The following is a 16,398-nucleotide window of genomic DNA, read 5'->3' as shown; positions in this document are numbered from 1 at the left end:
CGAAACCCCGGACCGCCTCAGTGAGCCACACTACACACCCGTCCCAGTCCTCCGACCTGATCAGCGAGCTGCTGACCGGCATGCGGCTGCATGGCGTTCAATACCGACGCATCCAGACCGGGCCGACCTTTGGGCTTGGATTTCCGCCGAAGCCAGGGCATGCCTACTTCCATTACCTGGCCGTGGGCAATGCGATTCTTCGTGACGCGGACGGCAGCCAACATCTTCTCTCCGCCGGTGATGTCGTGCTGCTTCCCCGCGGAGAAGGCCACGCGTTGCTGTCGGGCGAGGACCATCCCGTCCAGTGTCTGGAAACGATAGACGCCGCCCCACTAGGCGACGCGGTGAGCGGGATAGACACATGCCCGAGCACACATGCCGTGCCAAGCGCGGTGCTTTTCCACGGATGCATGGTGTTCGATCTCGGTGGCATGCAAGGGTTGAGCAAGGTGATGCCGGCGGTAATGTTGGCCGATGGCAACGCCACTCCGTTCACCGGGCTGTTGCCGATGGTCGACGCGATGAAGCGCGAGGTGTGCTCCGGACGTATTGGCTATGCCGGAATACTCGCCCGGCTGGCGGATGCAGTCGCCGCGATGATCGTCCGTGACTGGGTCGAGCGCGGTTGCGACGGCGCATCCGGCCTGGTCATTGCGATGCGCGACCCTCGTCTGTCGCTGTCGTTGCTTGCCCTGCACAGAGACCCTGGGTATGACTGGACCGTCGAAGCGCTGGCTGCGGAATCGAACATCTCGCGTTCCGTGTTTGCAGACCGGTTCCAGACCGTGATTGGAACGGCGCCCTTGCGATATGTGACTGAGCTGCGCATGCAATTGGCCAGTCAATGGCTGAGCCAACAAAGCCTCTCCATCGAGGTAGTGGCGGAGCGTCTTGGCTATGCGTCGCAGGCTGCTTTCAGTCGGGCGTATAAGCGTGTCATGGGGCACTCTCCTGGCGCGACTCGGCGGGGGCGTGTCTTTGCCTCTCAATAGGGGGTCAGTTTGGGGGCAGTCGCTCAAGTCGCCTGAGCTTCGTGAACGGGCTGCAATTGGTTGGCTATGCATCGAAGCGCGCCGCCTATGTTCAAACGCGACAAGCCAACAGGGATGCGCTTGAGCTCGGCAACCGCCCGCTTTCTTGCTACCAGATCCAGCCCGACCTGAAAATCTGGCTCATCACCGAGGCAGACCGAAGCGTGACCACGATCCTGCTTCCCAACGAATACTGATGCATCACTCAACGGCCTCCTTGGAGGCCGCTTTCTTTGTCGCGGCCTTGGCCACCAACTCGAACATTGGGTGCATAGCTTCCAGCAGCGCGCCAAGCTTCAAGGTCAGCGCCTCCAACGTCGTGGCTATCTCGTTGCTTCCCTCGCTGAACAAAGCTCGGGCGACCGCTTCGATGTCCACTCCTTCGGCGTTCAGATCCAGATACAGGACCCCACCCAGCACGCCGAGGTCCCGGCAGGAATAGGCACTGGCATGGACCAATTCGTTGCGCGGACGACGATAGAGCTGCACTGTAGCTTTCACCTCAAGCAATGCAGCATGCACGCCTGCGTTACGGTTCTTGACCTGGCCTTCTATCAAATGATTATCGGGCATGTTTCCCCGCTTTTTCGACATCAGCAGCGCTGCAGCCACCAGCAGGTGCGCCCTGTCCACGAGGCCGATGCAGCGAAAGACGAAATTCTCGTAGTGATAACGGTAGATATCTGGGTCCGGATCCGAGTCATTGGCCAAGGCACCGACAAAACGCTGAACTAAACGCAGCGACCCCAGACCATTGTCCAGTTCGGCCACGCGGGAGCACACGCTCTGCGCATAGACCTCGGCAGCAGATGCCTTGACGAGTCGAGTCCCTGTCCCGACCAACGCCAAGGCTCTATGCAGATAGCTGCGTTGATGCGGCAACAGGCATAGCAATGCGGCGTGATTACCCAGTAGCTCTGGACAGCACTCAATTTTTGACGCTTCAACAGACACAAAGCGCTCCTGTAACAAATTTTGTCGCCTCACAGATGAGGCCCTACTAGAATCCTAGGACACCCTCTGAGATGGTGTCTCGGGATGAAACTGATTGGACTTTAGCGAAGATGCAACCTTGAGGGACGACAGATGGATCATTGGACACAGTAGCAACTGCTGCAACTGGTCAGCGCGCAGGATCTGTACTCGCAGTTCGAGCTGTTCCCCTCACCGATCCGAAGGTTGGGCGTTGAGTACTTCGCCTTCAGCTTCGTGGCTCCCACCTACTCAATTAAACAGAACAATTACCCCGGCCAATGGGCTGCCCACTACCGTCGACACAAATATGCTGCCATCGACCCCATACTTGCTCACTGTGAACGCTCCAATTTCCCGCCGTTGTGGAACCCGATGCGTTCGCAGATGCGTCCGGGTTGTGGACCGACGCCTAAGATCACGGTCTCTGCGGCGGCTGGACCCAACCCTTCCATGGCAACAGCCCGCGAGCTCCCGGTTTCACTCAGGGAGCTCTACAACTAAGATGCAGCGGTGCTGAGGTTGGTCGAAGTGCCACACCGATCAGCGGCGGCTCTGCTCAACGATACAGATCATCCTTGCCCTCCTTAGCACGCAGCACACGGTCCAACGGCGGGTATTCGATCCAGTGCGGCGGATGATCGGTGAACCAGGCCCACTTGAGCAGCGCGCAGCCCGCGATCAGCACGATGGGGACCACCACGGAATCCAGCTTGCCCAGCCCCATCACCGCTGAGTGAATCAACGAAGTATCGGCGAACCCGTAATGGCTCAACGCCCAGTCAGCGAGGGCCAACAGCAGACAGCCAAGCACCAGCTGCGCGACGTTGTGGATCATCTGATCGTACTCCTCCCGCTGCCGGGTGCTCTGCTGGTAGATGCCCATCAAAAACGGGTCTTTTTCTTCCAGGGCCAGATGGTGCAGCGCTTTGGCGGGCACCCAGCCTAGCGGCCTGTGGTGCTGCTCGGGCGTGCCCTGAAAAATCTTCGGCAACGCGAGCGATACAGAGAAAGCAAGCCAGCGTATGCCCACTGCAATCAGTGGCAGCACGAACGACACAACCAAGGCAAATGAAGCGACGGCAACAGCAAGAAAACCCAGATTGGCCAGCAGCGTGTCGCTATCGGCACTCCACTCGATCAGGCTTGTCTTGGAGCGCAGCAGAAGCGCGATATCGAAGAACAACACCATGCATACAAAGCGCATGCCCCAGTGCAGATCCCAGGCCTTTTCAAGCGCGCCAAGGCCCAGCCCTGGGCTGACTTTTGATTCGGTTGAAGGCAAAGGGGCTTCTGCCATTAGGTAGTTCTCCTTGAGGTGAACGGCCGACTATACGACAGCCCAGCGCGCTTAGCGGGGCCAGGTCCTAACGCATTGTTTGCTGCCAAGCATGAGGCTCTTTGCGGCGGTGAATCCCGAACTCAATGGGAATCCTGCCATGTACTCTTCATTGCACTTCGTCTCGGAGGTCAGCCTTGCGTGGCTGGCGAGTGGCTGTGCCACGGCGCCACCAGGACCACCACCCATACTGGCCGCGTCTGACACCGCGTCCGAAATCCCCGTCGTTCGCCAAGGCCGTTACACGCTGGTCGATCTGCGTGCGAATGAGGCCCAGCAGGACCTGTTAAAGCCGGTCGTCAACCTCAACATGCCAGGCACATTCGTGACCACGGTGGACGACGCGCTTCGCTATGTGCTGCTGCGACCGCCGAGTTGCTGACCAAGCAAGTGCCCAAGGTCGACGTCTACACCGCCTCGACCATGAGCGGTGCCACCGACCGCTCAGACCCGCAGGGCAACACTGCCTTTATCTCCAACACCTAGGACCGCATCACCAGCACTAGCGTGCCGCTGATCGAGCCCGCCCATGTGGTTGCCCTGCCCAAGGGCCAGGCCTTCGCCCTGATCGAGGGCGGCCACTTGTGGAAGGTCCGCATGCCGTTGCCTGCACCGGATCCTGATAAGGCGATGCCGGCGAATCTACAGGCCCTGGCTGGGCACATGCGTCAGCACTACGTCGAAGCGGGGGAATGGTGGGAGCAGGTCGGGCCTTCTGCCACTGGCGACGACTTGCCCGCAGACCTGCAGGAGGGAACAGAACCTTGAACGATCCCGCCGCCACAGCGCAACGTCAGCAGGTCCGACAACAGAGCCGTAAGCTCCCCCGGCAGCCTGACACCCGATAAGTAGAACTTTCTGGCATCTTTAACTAGCCAGGAGGTTGCATGCGCACATCAGAATTCAGCGAGACGCAGATCATCACGATTCTCAAGCAGGGCGATGCCGGGCTTGCGGTGAAGAATCTATGTCGACAGGCCGGTATCAGCACGGCGACGTACTACCAGTGGAAGAGCAAGTACGGTGGGCTTGAAGCGTCCGAGCTTCGTCGAGTCAAGGACCTCGAAGCTTAGAATGCCAAGCTCAGACGCATGTACGCTGAAATGGCGCTGGACAACGCGGCGCTGAAGGACCTGATTGCAAAAAAAGCCGTAGCACCGGGTCAGAAGCGTGGGGCAGTGCGTTTCCTCACCGAGGTGCACGCGCGTCCCCTGAGCCGGTCCTGCGGTTACGTGGGCCTGTCTCGTGCGGCGTGGTATGCGCCGCCGCTCGATTGGACTGTGCGTGATGCGGAATTGATCTCAGCCTTGGCCAGGCTGGTCGAGGAGCGGCCCAGTCGAGGTTTCTGGAAGTGCAGTGATCAACTGCGCAAGAAGCGGCCAGACTGGAATCTGAAACGGATCTATCGCGTGTACAAGGCAATGAGCTCAACGTGGGAAGGGCGGCCACGCGTCGCCTGCCAAAGCGCGAGCGGGTGCCGCTGTATGTTCCCAGGCATCCCAATACCGTCTGGTCCATGGACTTCATGAGCGACGCGCTGGCCTGCGGAAAGCGCTTCCGGACGTTCAATGTGGTCGATGACTTCAACCGCGAGGTGCTGCACATTGAGGTGGATACCTCGCTCAACTCCTGCCGTCTGGTGCGCGTGTTCGAGCAGCTCAAACGTGATCACGGATTGCCGCAGGTTCTACCGTCGGACAACGGCCCTGAGTTCTTGGGCGAAGCATTTACCCAGTGGGCCAAACTCAGCGGCGTGGCGCTGCGATACATCCAACCTGGCAAGCCCAACCAGAACGCCTTCATCGAACGCTTCAACCGCACCTTCCGCGAGGAGGTGCTGGACCAGCACCTCTTCGCACGCCTTGAGGACGTGCGCGAGGCAGCGCATTGGTGGATGATCGATTACAACGAGATTCGTCCACATGACTCACTCAGCGGCATGAGCCCCGTGGAGTACCGTATCGCCTACGCCAGAAGCTCTACTTTAGAAATGTCTGCTTGACGGGGGAGCTTACGGTGGTACTGGATATTCTCTCAAGGAAGATAGTAGGTTCGGCGATGCAATCGACGATGCACGCCGACCTGATGCTGCAAGCCTTGATGATGGCCGTATGGCGACGGACGCCGCCTGCCGGGCTGCTAGTGCAGTCCGATCAAGGCACGCAGTTCACTGGACACGACTGGCAAGATTTCCTGAAAGTGCATGGACTCGTCAGCAGCATGAGCCGGCGCGGTAACTGTCACGACAACGCGGTCGCTGAGAGCTTCTTCCAACTCCTCAAACGCGAGCGCATCAAGCGCCGGATCTACGGGACTCGCGAGGAAGCAAGGTCCGACGTCTTCAACTACATCGAGATGTTCTACAACACAAGACGACAGCACGGACACAACAACGGGCTGTCTCCGGTAGAGTTCGAAAAGCAGCAATCAAAATGAGGCTTCGGGGTGTCTACAGAAGCCGGGGCGATTCAAGGCTTGCAGGCGGCAAAGGCTCAGAACAACCGACAGTAAAGCAGAGCGGAGGATCGCCACCTTCGCGGCAATCCTCTGCTACGTCGCTAGGGATCAATCAAACATCCGTCAGCACCACTTCCCTTGATGGGACACCACGACGACGGGGGAGACACCATCCGAGCTCGCAGCCGCCGACTTCGCCCCTGCTGCGGGCGGACTGCAGGTGACGGTGTGAGCAAACGGCGCAGATCTCACCCCGTCACTGTCAGTAACCACCGACTCAACCTGAACATCTCACGATCTGAGAACGCAAGCCCCTACTCTATCCTGACAACGTCAAGGGGGAGAGCATGGAAACCGAAGAATGGCAAAGCGCGGAGTCGACCAAAGCACCGTTTGGCGAAAGGGTCACGACGTGGTGGCTAACCAGACCTTGGACAGTTCGGCTCTACCTGGCCGGCGGGTCGTGCATGCTTGTCTCCATTGCACTTTTTCTCAAAACCCCCAACTCACCTTCCTCCGACGTCGCCACCTATGCCAGTTGCGCATTGCTGGCCAGTGCTTTTCTAGGAGACGCCTACGCTTGGGTGGTCGCCAGACTGACCCATCCCCTCATGAAACTTGCAACAGCAGTTTTTGGGGCCATCGCACTCGCGACAGCAACTGGGGTGGCGAGGGTCGTAGTCAATGAAGCAACAGGCCAGCAGGCTTCATATTTCCCGACCTCAAGCGCACTGCTTAGCCTGCTCTCCCTCGTGCCCGTAATAGCGGCAATGACAACCATTCTTGGCGCCATCCCCGCGTTACTGGGTATGGCGTGGGGTTTCCATAAGCTATCTAGATCAAAAGCCGCGGGGGGCCAGCTCAATGTAATCATCACGCTGATTAGGGGGTTTTCTGCATTTGTAATTTTGCTTGGTGCATCCACCCTGTCGAGCAGCAATTCGGTGATCTACCCCGCAATGCAGTGGGTTGCGGCGCACAGTGCTTTTTTCTTTGACCTACAAGACGACGACGCATGCGTCCCACTCGAGGGTGACCGAGTGTCACGGATCAATGATGACTTGGTAGTCATAGGCAGGCTTACAGATTCTGGGCCACAGTTCGTTCGAAGAGCTTGCGCGCTGTTACCAGAAACCACGCCTCTGCGCGCCCAACTTCCCGGGCGTAGCTCCGCAGCACCAAACTCCGCCAGCCGAGGCCCTACTGCCCCCTAGAGGGACCGCACGCAGCGCTGCGAAAACTGTCGGAAAACGGCTCTCACTGGAGCCTATGGACTCGTCGCCGGACCGCTCAAGGTCCGGCGAGCAATCTGTGCTGAGCCTCGACCTCTACCCAGCCTGGCACGCGAGGGCCTCGCATTGCCGATGGTTCGCCAACGTGCAGGCACGCGGTGTCACCGCAAGCCCCAAGCAAGGGAAGCTAAGCCTGGCGAATGCGCACCGAGTCCATTGAGCTTCTCCAACGCTGTAAAATCGCGACTGTAGGTCGAATGATGCTCGTCATCAAGTTCATGGCCGACGATCTGTGCCCGGAGCTGCTGAAACGGCACCAGCCCCCCGCAACTGTTGGATGAACGTTTTTCGGATTGAGTGAAACCCGCGCTTGGCTGGCTCTCAGTCTTTCCCCACCTCAGCCAGATGCCGACTAAAGGCTTTGGTGATCCAGTTACCCTGCCCGTTCACCGCCGTCGCTTTGGCAGCCGGGAACAGCCTTGTTTCATCGACCTTGCGCTTGCCATCGACCCAATCCAGGAAGCCCACCTTGAGGAGCTCAGGATGGAGCGGCACCGTCCGAAGGCTCACCTCTGTTCTGAGTTTCTGAGGTTCGCCCTCGTCCGATATGCGGATGCACGGGATGCCGTCTTCCTCGAACGCGTCTTTAATCAGAAGCTGGCCAACTTCCGAGGCCCTCGCTCCCGTGTAGAGCCCGAGCAGCGACGCCCAGCGAGCGGACTCTGATAGCCCGGCCAAGGCTTCGGGCGCGAACAAGGCTTGAATCTGCCCCTATCATAGGCTTTGAAACCGAGCTTCTTCCGGGCCCGCTTCTCGCGCTGGGAATAGCTCACGTGCCCGCTAGCCGGGTTGTCACCACGGGGATAGTGACCCGACGCCATGGCCCACTCAAAAAAGCCTACCGCCCACCGATATACGACTGCTTGTTCGTGAGCGTTGGCGTCGAAGCGCCCTTCTCGCGCATGTCCTGATACCACCGCGCCAGATCGGACCTGGTGATGGAATGGACCTTTGCCTTCGGATCCAAGAAGCTCACTAGGGATTCAACCGCCGTCTTCTTGATCGTGTAAGTTCTGGGCAGCGTCCAGCCCTTGACGGTCGCCAGGAACGCGTCCCGGGCCTTTCCCAAGGTCATTGTCTCTATGGGCGGCGCAGAGGCTTGCCGCACAGGGCTCGCATGGTGCGACGCTCCGAATGTGCTGAAGGCGGCCACTGGGAGTCGCGGCGGTTGGGCGGTTGCACCACCCCGTGCTTCTAGTTCCATCAGCTACCGATAGAGCTTCAGGTCCTTCGGGGTGTCGATCTGCCACTGCTCGGTCACCGCCCCATCCGGTTGGCGGGTGCGGTTGAGCGTGAGTTCGTGGAGGTTCTCGGCGCTCGTCAGTCGAGCAATAAGCAGATCAGCGTCCGATTTGCTGAGCTTGGTCACGCGTTGATCCCTCAACTGTGCGAAGAGCCGAGCATAGCCGGATGACCAGACGACCGCACGCACGGGTGCCTGGGCGAGATCCTTCGTCTGAAGACTGCGCTTGATGAGCCTGCAATCGAGCACCGATTGCATGTCTACGGCGACGCGCTGGACGAACGACCAGCCGCCGGTAGATGACCGGCTCAAATGATGGGGATCCGCATGCGAGTGTTTCCTCTGCATGCCTCCTGCTTTCCAATCCGCCAACACCAATGATTTCATTTAAAAATCAAAGGATTAGGCGTGGTTGGCGGAGAGAGTGGGATTCGAACCCACGGAAGGAATGACCCTTCGCCGGTTTTCAAGACCGGTGCCTTAAACCGCTCGGCCATCTCTCCGGTGTGCGGTCCGGCGCTTGGCCGGGGCCGCATTCTCGCATGACAGGCCCGGTTTACCCAAGACCCGGGCGGCTCAGCCCGCATCCACCGCCAACGCACCCAAGGCACTGGCCTTGATCTTCTCCTTGGCTCGCTCGCACGCCCCACCGCAATCCAGGCGCGAGGCCTCCAGCTGCGGCGGCAGGTGCTCGGCCAGGAAGTCGATGAACACGCGCACCGCCGGCAGCAGGCCGCGGCGGGAGGCGAAGACGGCGTGGCAGATGCCCTGCGGCAGCGACCAGTCCGGCAGCACGACTTCCAGTTCGCCGTTGCGCACGGCGTCGGCACAAACGGTCTCCGGCAGCATGGTGATGCCGAACCCGTCCTTGACCATGCTCTGCAGCAGCGGGAAATCGAAACCGGCCACGCGCGGCTGCAGGTCCACGCGGCGTACCGCGCCTTCCGGGCCGTGCAGTTCCCAGCGCTGGCGGGCTTCGTCTTCGCTGATGCTCAGGGTGACGTGGTTGGTCAGCTCGTCCGGATCCTTCGGGCGGCCGGCGCGATCGAGGTACTTGGGGCTGGCGACCAGCAGTTCCTGCACCTGGCCGAAGCTGCGCATCACCAGACTGCCATCGTCATCCAGACGCGAACGCACGCGCAGGGCGACGTCGTAGCCTTCGTTGATGATGTCCACGCGGCGGTTGCTGATGTTCAGCTGCAGCCGCACCTTGGGATACTGGGCCAGGAACTTGGGCAGCAGCTTGGGCAGCTGCATCTGCGCGAGTGAGACCGGCACGCTGGCACGGACGAGGCCACGTGGCTCGGCGCTGAGGCGGTCGACCACCTCACGTGCGGCCTGGGCCTCGGCGAGCATGGTCTGCGCGTGGCGATGCACGCTGGTGCCGACGTCGGTCACCGCGAAGCGGCGCGTAGAGCGCTGCAGCAGGCGGACGCCCAGGTCGGTTTCCAGCTGGCTGATACGGCGGCTCAGGCGGGATTTGGGGATGCCGAGCGCGCGTTCTGCTGCGGCGAAGCCACCATGATCCACCACCATGGCGAAGTAGTAGAGGTCGTTGAGGTCTTGCATACCGAAGTTCCAGATATAGAACAATACGTGGTATTCAACCACCTTTATTCCAATCAAGCAACAACCTAACCTGATCTCCGTCGGCGGCGTCTACCGCCCCTCCCCCAGAATCAGGTGATTGCCATGAAGCTTCTTCACATCGACGCCAGCGTGCTTGGCGAAAACTCGGTCTCCCGCCAGCTCTCCGCCGCCGTGGTCCAGCAGTGGCGCGACCAGGTCCCGGGCCTGGAGGTGAGCTACCGCGACCTCGACGCCCAGCCCGTTGCGCACCTGCGCAGCTCGTCCCTGGCCCAGTCCGACCCGGCCGAAGTGGCCGACGCCGAGCAGGTGCTGGAGCAGTTCCTGGCAGCCGACGTGGTTGTCATCGGCTCCCCAATGTACAACTTCAGCGTCGCCTCCACCCTCAAGGCGTGGATTGACCGCCTGGCCGTGGCCGGGCGCACCTTCAAGTACACCGAGAACGGCCCGGTGGGCCTGGCCGGCGGCAAGCGCGTGATCGTGGCCAGCAGCCGCGGCGGCCTGCACACCGGCGCCCCGACCGATTTCCAGGATCCGTACCTGCGCCAGGTCTTCGCCTTCTTCGGCATCGACAACCTCGAGTTCGTGCGCGCCGAGGGCATCGCCTACTCGCCGCAGCACCGCACCGATGCGATTGCCCAGGCCCTGGCCGCGCTGCCGCAGCCGGAAGAGCTCGCTGCGGCCTGAGCCGGGCGCTACCGACACCGTTCCCTCCCCCTCGTCGTGACGGTGTGGGTGTGGCAGAGATGGCCCCTCCCGGGGCCATCTTTTTTTGAACGCGGCTCCGCCTTACTGGAGTTCGCAGTCCCGCGTCACCGGTGAGCCCAGGATCATGCCGTTGCCCGTGCAGGCCGCGAGCACAGCGTCGCCCTTGCTGAGCACGCCGGCTTCTTCCTTGGAGAGACCGGAGATCATCACCTGTTCGATGCTTCCGGCCTTCAGGTGCACCTGCGGCTTATCCATCAGATCCGTCTGGATGCTGACGACTTCGCCCGAGATCAGCAGCCGCTTGCCCTTGTAGAGGACGTCGGCGGCGACCTCATTGGCCTCGTAGTCCCGATAGAGTTGGCGCGCCGTGATTTCGACAGGTGCGACGTGCGCGATGGCGACGTCCTGCTGGCTGCCCTTGTCCGCGTGAGCGTGGGCATCGAGGGCCGGCTGGCTGATCGCGCCGATGGCGCCGGCGAACACCACCACGCCCACCAGGTAGACCAGCGGGGAGACGACGAGGGACAGCAGGAGCTGGGCGATGCCCTTGCCGGCCCCGCCCTTGGCCATCGCCACGACGGCCAGGATGAAGGCGACCATATTGAGCGGCCAGCCGAGGAACATCCCGAGCCCCGGGAACGGGATCAGGAAGCACAGCCAGGCAATGCCCAGCATCAGCCATGCAGCGATGCCGGCGGGATTGGAGGATGGGAGGGGTGCGGCCGCTGTGTTCACCGGGCGTCCTGTGAAAGTGGTTGTCAGCGCCCAGCCTGTTCGCTGTGTGCGGCAGGAATCGGGCGTCGATCACACCGCGACCTGCAGGCCGTGCGGACCTTCCATCGATTGCTCAACCCGCGAAGCCCTGTACCTGCAGCGTTTGCGGCCCTCCACGCCGGGTGCCGCACTCTCGGCCGACAACTTCCCCCACATTTCATCAAGGCATTCCCCGACCTGCCTCTCTTCCTTCCAGGAAGCCGCATCGCTGACGTAATCAACGCTGCCGCGTCGCGGGAATGGCCGCTAAGCTGGAGGCCCTTTGCACACAGCTGATTCCGCATGGATTACCGCGTCGTCCAGACCCACCGCAGTGAGTTCCCCCACCCGATCACCCTGCAGCCCGGCGACGCGCTGCAGGTCGGCGAGCGCTATCAGGGGCCCGAAGGCTGGGACAACTGGTATCTGTGCGAGACGCCGGGCCAGGCCGCAGGCTGGGTGCCGGCGCAGGTAATCGGCAGGAACGCGCAGGGCGATGCGATGGCCGTCGAGGCCTACTGTGCGCGCGAACTGGATGTCAACGTGGGCCAGCACGTGCGCGGTGAGCGCGTGCTCAACAGCTGGGTGTGGTGCGAGGTGGTCGGCGGCACATCGTCTGGGTGGGTGCCGCTGGGCGTGCTGACGCCGATGACGTCGGACGGCTGATCACCGGGTGGCGTGGCGATGCCATTCAGGAGCTGCCGGCCAGCGGCCGGCACTACCAGTTAAAAAAAACCCGCCTTTCGGCGGGTTTTTTCTATACGTCACGGCGCTGGATCAGCCGATGACGTCCAGCCCGCCCATGTAGGGCTTCAACACGTCCGGCACGGTGATGCTGCCGTCGGCGTTCTGGTAGTTCTCCATCACCGCGATCATCGCGCGGCCGACGGCCACGCCGGAGCCGTTGAGCGTATGCAGCAGCTCGGGCTTGCTGGTCTCCGGGTTGCGCCAGCGGGCCTGCATGCGACGGGCCTGGAAATCACCGCAGTTGGAGCACGACGAGATCTCGCGGTAGGTGTCCTGCGAGGGCAGCCACACTTCCAGGTCATAGGTCTTGATGGCCGAGAAGCCCATGTCGCCGGTGCACAGCAGCACCTTGCGGTACGGCAGGCCGAGCTTTTCCAGCACGACTTCCGCACAGCGGGTCATGCGCTGGTGCTCTTCATCGCTCTGCGCCGGGGTGCACGCGGCGACCAGTTCCACCTTCTCGAACTGGTGCTGGCGGATCATGCCGCGCACGTCGCGGCCACCGCTACCGGCTTCGGCACGGAAGCACAGCGAATGGGCGGTCATGCGCAGCGGCAGCTGCTCGGCGTCGATGATCTCGTCGCGCACGATGTTGGTCAGCGGCACTTCCGAGGTCGGGATCAGGTAGCGCGTGGAGTCGCCCACGGCGGTCTTGAACAGGTCGTCTTCGAACTTCGGCAGCTGGCTGGTGCCACGCAGCGACTCGGCATTGACCAGCGCGGGCACGTTGGTTTCTTCATAACCGTGCTCGCCGGTGTGCAGATCGAGCATGAACTGCGCCAGCGCGCGGTGCAGGCGCGCGATCGGGCCGCGCAGCACGGTGAAGCGCGAGCCGGACAGCTTGGCCGCGGTCTCGCCATCCAGCCAGCGGTTGCGGGCGCCGAGCTCGACGTGATCCAGCACCGGGAAATCGAACGCACGCGGGGTGCCCCAGCGCTTCTGTTCAACATTGTCCGATTCATCCTGGCCGGCCGGTACATCCTCGGCCGGCAGGTTCGGGATGCCCAGCGCGATCGCTTCGATCTTCTCGCGCAACGCATCCAGGGCCACTTCCGAGGTCTTCAGCTCATCGGCGAACGCGGCCACTTCGGCCATGATCGCCGAGACGTCCTCGCCCTTCGCCTTGGCCTGGCCGATGGCCTTGGAACGGCTGTTGCGCAGGCTCTGCAGCTCCTGGGTACGCACTTGGATGCGCTTGCGATCGGCCTCCAGCGACTCCAGCCCGGAGACATCCAGCTCGAAACCGCGCGAGGAGCGCAGGCGTTCGGCAAGGTCGGCGGGCTGTTGGCGGAGCAGGGCTGGATCGAGCATGGCGGCAGAGGGGTCGACGGGTACGGAGGGGGATTATCGCCTGTTATGCGTTTTTCTGCCGCCGGTTCATCCCGGGCGTGGCAGAATCGCGGTGATCCATACGGTATGCCCCATGTCTGCTTCCCGCTCGACTTCTGGCAAGAACATCACCTTCCAGCTGCCCCGCCGCAGCCTCCTGATCGCCGCGATCGCATTCGGCGTAGGCCTGCTGCTGTTCCTGGCGGTGTGGCTGAGCAGCCGCAACAACGAGTTCTACAAGGCCGACCCGGCCGCGCAGACCCCTGCGCAGGTGGCCGAGGTGGTGCCGCTGCCCGAGCCGCTGGCCGCCGCTGCCGGCTCCAGCGACATGCCCGATGCCAAGGCCCCGCCGGCCAACGAAGAGAAGCCGCAGCTGGTGGAGACCGCGCCGCCCCCGCCGCCGGCGGCCCCCGCTGCACCCGCCGCACCGGCAGCGCCGACCGCGATGACGCCGAGCGATCGCCCGCAGCCGATCGCCGACCAGTCGCCGCCGCCGAGCTATCCGCCCGCCGCATTGCGCCGCGGTGACCGCGGCACCGTGGTGGTACGCGTGGATGTGGATGCCACGGGGTATCCCTCGGCAGTCACGTTGATCCAGCGCAGCGGTTCACGCGACCTTGACCGCGCGGCCTCCGACGCGGTGCGTCGCTGGCGCTTCCAGCCGGCGCAGAACAACGGCGTACCAGTGCCTGGCAGCCTGGAAGTGCCCTTCGACTTCACGCCGCAGTGATGCATCGCCGCGTCACGCGGCGATTCTGCAACGGCTCAGCAAACTGAACCTCGATGGGAATGCAGTCGTCGCGTTGACGGTGCGCTGACACATCCGCAACCGGGGACGGGCAAGACTGCAGGTGTCACATCGACACCAGGAGTCAGCCATGAGTGTTACCCATGCCCCGGACATGCCCCGCTCGCCGCAGCATCAGCGCGACGTGATCGATGAGCCCCATAACCGCCGCACGTCGCCCTGGTTGTGGGTCGCGTTGATCGTGGCGATGTTCGCCGCCGCGCTGGTGTGGCTGCGCTATGCCACCCCGGGCGATACCAACGATGCACCGGTGGGCCAGCGTATGTTGCCGGCCACGGAAACCGCGCCCGTCGCGACGACGCCCGCCCCGGCTGCACGCCAGGCCGCACCGGCCGCCGATCAGCGCAAGGCGACGCCGGCGGTGCGCAACCGTGAGGCCCGTCCGCTGGCAAGCAACGTGAAGCCGGCCTACCCGCGTACTGCCCTGCGCAGCGGCGTGGAGGGCAGCGTGGTGGCCAGCCTCAACGTGGATACCCGCGGCCAGGTGACCGAAGCCAACATCGTGCAGCGCAGCGGCACGCGTGACCGCGACCTGGATCGCGCGGTGCTGACCACCGTGCGCGACTGGAAGTTCGAGCCGGCGATGCATAACGGCCGCGCCGTCGCCAGCGTGGTTCGCGTGCCGGTGGATTTCCGCACTGAGCGCTAATGTGATGCGCTGAGGCGGGAACGAAAAGGGAGGCCAATGGCCTCCCTTTTTTGTTCCGCGAAGCACCGCGTCCGCGCGAGGCCGAGGTAGTGCCGGGCGCTGCCCGGCAACCACGCACACCTGACATCTGGACGCAGCAGCCCGGTAGAACCCGGCGTTACCTCAGCCAGCGCGAAGCCCAAAACCCGCACCGGTCGCCAGGCCATCGAAATCCGGGAAGGACGTCGCCACGTTGGCGATGTCATTGACCCGCACTTCGCCGCTGCTGAGCTGGCCGGCAATCGCGAAGGCCATCGCGATGCGGTGGTCGCCGTGGCTTTCAATGGTGCCGCTGCCCAGCACGCCGCCACCGTGGATGGTCGCGCCGTCCTCGGTTTCGTCCACCTGCACGCCCAGCGTGCGCAGCCCGGTCGCCATCGCGGCCAGACGATCCGATTCCTTGACCCGCAGCTCGGCCGCACCGCGCACCACGGTGTTGCCCTGCGCGGCCGCAGCAGCCACGAACAACGCCGGGAACTCGTCGATCATGTCCGGCACCAGCGCTTCGGGAATCTCGGCGCCGTGCAGCGGCGCATGCCGCACCACCAGATCGGCCACCGCTTCCCCACCCTGCTCGGCATGGTTCTCTTCGGTGATGTCCGCGCCCATCAGCCGCAGCGCGGCCAGCAGGCCGGTGCGCCGCGGGTTCAGGCCCACCGCACGCAGGCGCAGCGCGGAGCCTGGAATCACGCTCGCCGCCACCAGGAAGAACGCCGCCGAGGAGAAATCGGCCGGCACCACGATATCGGTCGGGCGCAGGCGCTGGCCGCCACGCAGGCGGGCCTTGCCCGGCGAGAACTCGATGTCCACGCCGAACGCGCGCAGCATGCGCTCGCTGTAATCGCGGGTCGGGTGCGGCTCGGTGACCGAGGTTTCGCCGTCGGCATAGAGACCGGCCAGCAGCACCGCGGATTTGACCTGCGCGCTCGCCACCGGAGAGGCGAATGCAATGCCGCGCAGCGCTTGTCCACCGTGCACCCGCAGCGGCGGCGTGCCGTCGGCCTCGGTGTCGATCTTCGCGCCCATCTCGGCCAGCGGACCGGTCACGCGGCGCATCGGACGGCGCGACAGCGATTCATCGCCAACCATCACCGAATCGAAGGACTGCGCGGCCAGCAGGCCGGCCAGCAGGCGCATGCCGGTGCCGGCGTTGCCGCAGTCCAGCGGGGCGCCCGGCGCCTTCAGGCCATCCACGCCGACGCCATGCACGACGCGCTGCGAGGGCGACGGGGTGTCGATGCGCACGCCCATCTGCGCGAAGATCGCCGCCGTGGCGCGGGTGTCTTCGCCTTCCAGGAAACCGTCAATGCGCGAGACGCCATCGGCCAGCGCGGCGAACATCACCGAGCGGTGCGAGACGGACTTGTCGCCGGGAATGGTCAGGCTGCCCTGCAGGGGCTGGCCCTTGTGGGCGATCCAGTACGGAGAAGCGGTCATCGGAAGT

13 protein-coding genes, 1 tRNA gene and 4 pseudogenes are annotated in these 16,398 nt (G+C 63.2%); 10 read left to right on the top strand and 8 right to left on the bottom strand.

The genetic code is table 11. From position 1 onward, the window contains the following. Window positions 1–20: 20 nt before the first annotated feature. A complete protein-coding gene (locus HDC96_RS02575; protein WP_179458609.1) occupies window positions 21–992 on the top strand; it encodes an AraC family transcriptional regulator in 972 nt (323 codons plus the stop codon). 41 nt (window positions 993–1,033) lie between these two features. Next, window positions 1,034–1,228, top strand: coding sequence for a plasmid related protein (locus tag HDC96_RS02570; protein ID WP_179458608.1), 195 nt, complete (start codon window positions 1,034–1,036; stop codon window positions 1,226–1,228). 4 nt (window positions 1,229–1,232) lie between these two features. Here the strand turns inward: HDC96_RS02570 and HDC96_RS02565 are convergent, their stop codons facing one another. Both HDC96_RS02565 and HDC96_RS02555 read right to left on the bottom strand, forming a co-directional pair. After that, window positions 1,233–1,985 carry a hypothetical protein gene (locus HDC96_RS02565; RefSeq protein ID WP_179458607.1) on the bottom strand — a complete coding sequence of 251 codons (753 nt, stop codon included), beginning with the start codon at window positions 1,983–1,985 and terminating at the stop codon, window positions 1,233–1,235. A 577-nt stretch (window positions 1,986–2,562) separates the two neighbouring features. Next, on the bottom strand, window positions 2,563–3,303 hold the full coding sequence (locus HDC96_RS02555) for a hypothetical protein (RefSeq protein ID WP_179458605.1): 741 nt from the start codon (window positions 3,301–3,303) through the stop codon (window positions 2,563–2,565). Between the two features lie 91 nt (window positions 3,304–3,394). On the opposite strand from HDC96_RS02555, the gene HDC96_RS02550 reads away from it, so the two are divergent. The 4 genes and pseudogenes from HDC96_RS02550 to HDC96_RS02535 form a co-directional block, all read left to right on the top strand. Beyond that, on the top strand, window positions 3,395–3,724 hold the full coding sequence (locus tag HDC96_RS02550) for a hypothetical protein (protein ID WP_179458604.1): 330 nt from the start codon (window positions 3,395–3,397) through the stop codon (window positions 3,722–3,724). Next, a pseudogene (locus tag HDC96_RS02545) lies at window positions 3,706–4,044 on the top strand (conjugative coupling factor TraD, PFGI-1 class); the annotation flags it as partial. The gene HDC96_RS02550 and the pseudogene HDC96_RS02545, both read left to right, overlap by 19 nt. A gap of 185 nt (window positions 4,045–4,229) precedes the next feature. After that, a pseudogene (locus HDC96_RS02540) lies at window positions 4,230–5,344 on the top strand (IS3 family transposase). 8 nt (window positions 5,345–5,352) lie between these two features. Continuing rightward, window positions 5,353–5,778 (top strand): annotated as a pseudogene (locus HDC96_RS02535) (IS3 family transposase); the annotation flags it as partial. 1,414 nt (window positions 5,779–7,192) lie between these two features. Here the strand turns inward: HDC96_RS02535 and HDC96_RS18300 are convergent. The 3 genes and pseudogenes from HDC96_RS18300 to HDC96_RS02510 all read right to left on the bottom strand — a co-directional run bounded on the left by HDC96_RS18300 (window position 7,193) and on the right by HDC96_RS02510 (window position 9,903). Continuing rightward, a pseudogene (locus tag HDC96_RS18300) lies at window positions 7,193–8,682 on the bottom strand (site-specific integrase). A 65-nt stretch (window positions 8,683–8,747) separates the two neighbouring features. Next, window positions 8,748–8,837 (bottom strand) — tRNA-Ser (locus tag HDC96_RS02515). 73 nt (window positions 8,838–8,910) lie between these two features. Continuing rightward, window positions 8,911–9,903 (bottom strand): LysR substrate-binding domain-containing protein, encoded by a 993-nt coding sequence (locus HDC96_RS02510; RefSeq protein ID WP_176988522.1) that lies wholly within the window; start codon window positions 9,901–9,903, stop codon window positions 8,911–8,913. 123 nt (window positions 9,904–10,026) lie between these two features. Here HDC96_RS02510 and HDC96_RS02505 point away from each other — a divergent pair, with 123 nt between their 5' ends. After that, window positions 10,027–10,608 carry an NAD(P)H-dependent oxidoreductase gene (locus HDC96_RS02505; RefSeq protein ID WP_179458603.1) on the top strand — a complete coding sequence of 194 codons (582 nt, stop codon included), beginning with the start codon at window positions 10,027–10,029 and terminating at the stop codon, window positions 10,606–10,608. A gap of 102 nt (window positions 10,609–10,710) precedes the next feature. Here HDC96_RS02505 and HDC96_RS02500 read toward each other — a convergent pair whose 3' ends face one another. Beyond that, complete coding sequence (locus HDC96_RS02500) at window positions 10,711–11,304, bottom strand: hypothetical protein (protein ID WP_179458602.1); 594 nt, start codon at window positions 11,302–11,304, stop codon at window positions 10,711–10,713. A gap of 381 nt (window positions 11,305–11,685) precedes the next feature. Between HDC96_RS02500 and HDC96_RS02495 the strand changes: the two genes are divergently transcribed. Beyond that, complete coding sequence (locus HDC96_RS02495) at window positions 11,686–12,048, top strand: SH3 domain-containing protein (RefSeq protein WP_179458601.1); 363 nt, start codon at window positions 11,686–11,688, stop codon at window positions 12,046–12,048. Between the two features lie 111 nt (window positions 12,049–12,159). Here the strand turns inward: HDC96_RS02495 and serS are convergent, their stop codons facing one another. Beyond that, window positions 12,160–13,440: a serine--tRNA ligase gene (gene serS / locus HDC96_RS02490; RefSeq protein ID WP_179458600.1), complete on the bottom strand. Its 1,281-nt coding sequence runs from the start codon at window positions 13,438–13,440 to the stop codon at window positions 12,160–12,162. A 112-nt stretch (window positions 13,441–13,552) separates the two neighbouring features. On the opposite strand from serS, the gene HDC96_RS02485 reads away from it, so the two are divergent. Together HDC96_RS02485 and HDC96_RS02480 are read left to right on the top strand one after the other, a co-directional pair. Then, window positions 13,553–14,188: an energy transducer TonB gene (locus HDC96_RS02485; protein WP_179458599.1), complete on the top strand. Its 636-nt coding sequence runs from the start codon at window positions 13,553–13,555 to the stop codon at window positions 14,186–14,188. 148 nt (window positions 14,189–14,336) lie between these two features. Continuing rightward, window positions 14,337–14,915, top strand: coding sequence for an energy transducer TonB (locus HDC96_RS02480; protein ID WP_179458598.1), 579 nt, complete (start codon window positions 14,337–14,339; stop codon window positions 14,913–14,915). 162 nt (window positions 14,916–15,077) lie between these two features. Here HDC96_RS02480 and aroA read toward each other — a convergent pair whose 3' ends face one another. Beyond that, on the bottom strand, window positions 15,078–16,391 hold the full coding sequence (gene aroA, locus HDC96_RS02475; RefSeq protein WP_179458597.1) for a 3-phosphoshikimate 1-carboxyvinyltransferase: 1,314 nt from the start codon (window positions 16,389–16,391) through the stop codon (window positions 15,078–15,080). Window positions 16,392–16,398: the final 7 nt, after the last annotated feature.

Source organism: Stenotrophomonas sp. JAI102 (assembly GCF_013409105.1).
In the GTDB taxonomy this organism is placed as follows: domain Bacteria; phylum Pseudomonadota; class Gammaproteobacteria; order Xanthomonadales; family Xanthomonadaceae; genus Stenotrophomonas; species Stenotrophomonas maltophilia_AA.
Note: the sequence above shows the minus strand (reverse complement) of the source record. Positions and strands in the feature narration are given on the sequence as shown.

Bases quoted from the DNA above. Each gene is read 5' to 3' on its own strand.
- HDC96_RS02500 (WP_179458602.1), bottom strand. From the start codon at position 11,304: ATGCTGGGCATTGCCTGGCTGTGCTTCCTGATCCCGTTCCCGGGGCTC.
- HDC96_RS02550 (WP_179458604.1), top strand. From the start codon at position 3,395: ATGAGGCTCTTTGCGGCGGTGAATCCCGAACTCAATGGGAATCCTGCC.
- serS (WP_179458600.1), bottom strand. From the start codon at position 13,440: ATGCTCGATCCAGCCCTGCTCCGCCAACAGCCCGCCGACCTTGCCGAA.
- HDC96_RS02555 (WP_179458605.1), bottom strand. From the start codon at position 3,303: ATGGCAGAAGCCCCTTTGCCTTCAACCGAATCAAAAGTCAGCCCAGGG.
- HDC96_RS02495 (WP_179458601.1), top strand. From the start codon at position 11,686: ATGGATTACCGCGTCGTCCAGACCCACCGCAGTGAGTTCCCCCACCCG.
- HDC96_RS02480 (WP_179458598.1), top strand. From the start codon at position 14,337: ATGAGTGTTACCCATGCCCCGGACATGCCCCGCTCGCCGCAGCATCAG.
- HDC96_RS02510 (WP_176988522.1), bottom strand. From the start codon at position 9,903: ATGCAAGACCTCAACGACCTCTACTACTTCGCCATGGTGGTGGATCAT.
- aroA (WP_179458597.1), bottom strand. From the start codon at position 16,391: ATGACCGCTTCTCCGTACTGGATCGCCCACAAGGGCCAGCCCCTGCAG.
- HDC96_RS02505 (WP_179458603.1), top strand. From the start codon at position 10,027: ATGAAGCTTCTTCACATCGACGCCAGCGTGCTTGGCGAAAACTCGGTC.
- HDC96_RS02485 (WP_179458599.1), top strand. From the start codon at position 13,553: ATGTCTGCTTCCCGCTCGACTTCTGGCAAGAACATCACCTTCCAGCTG.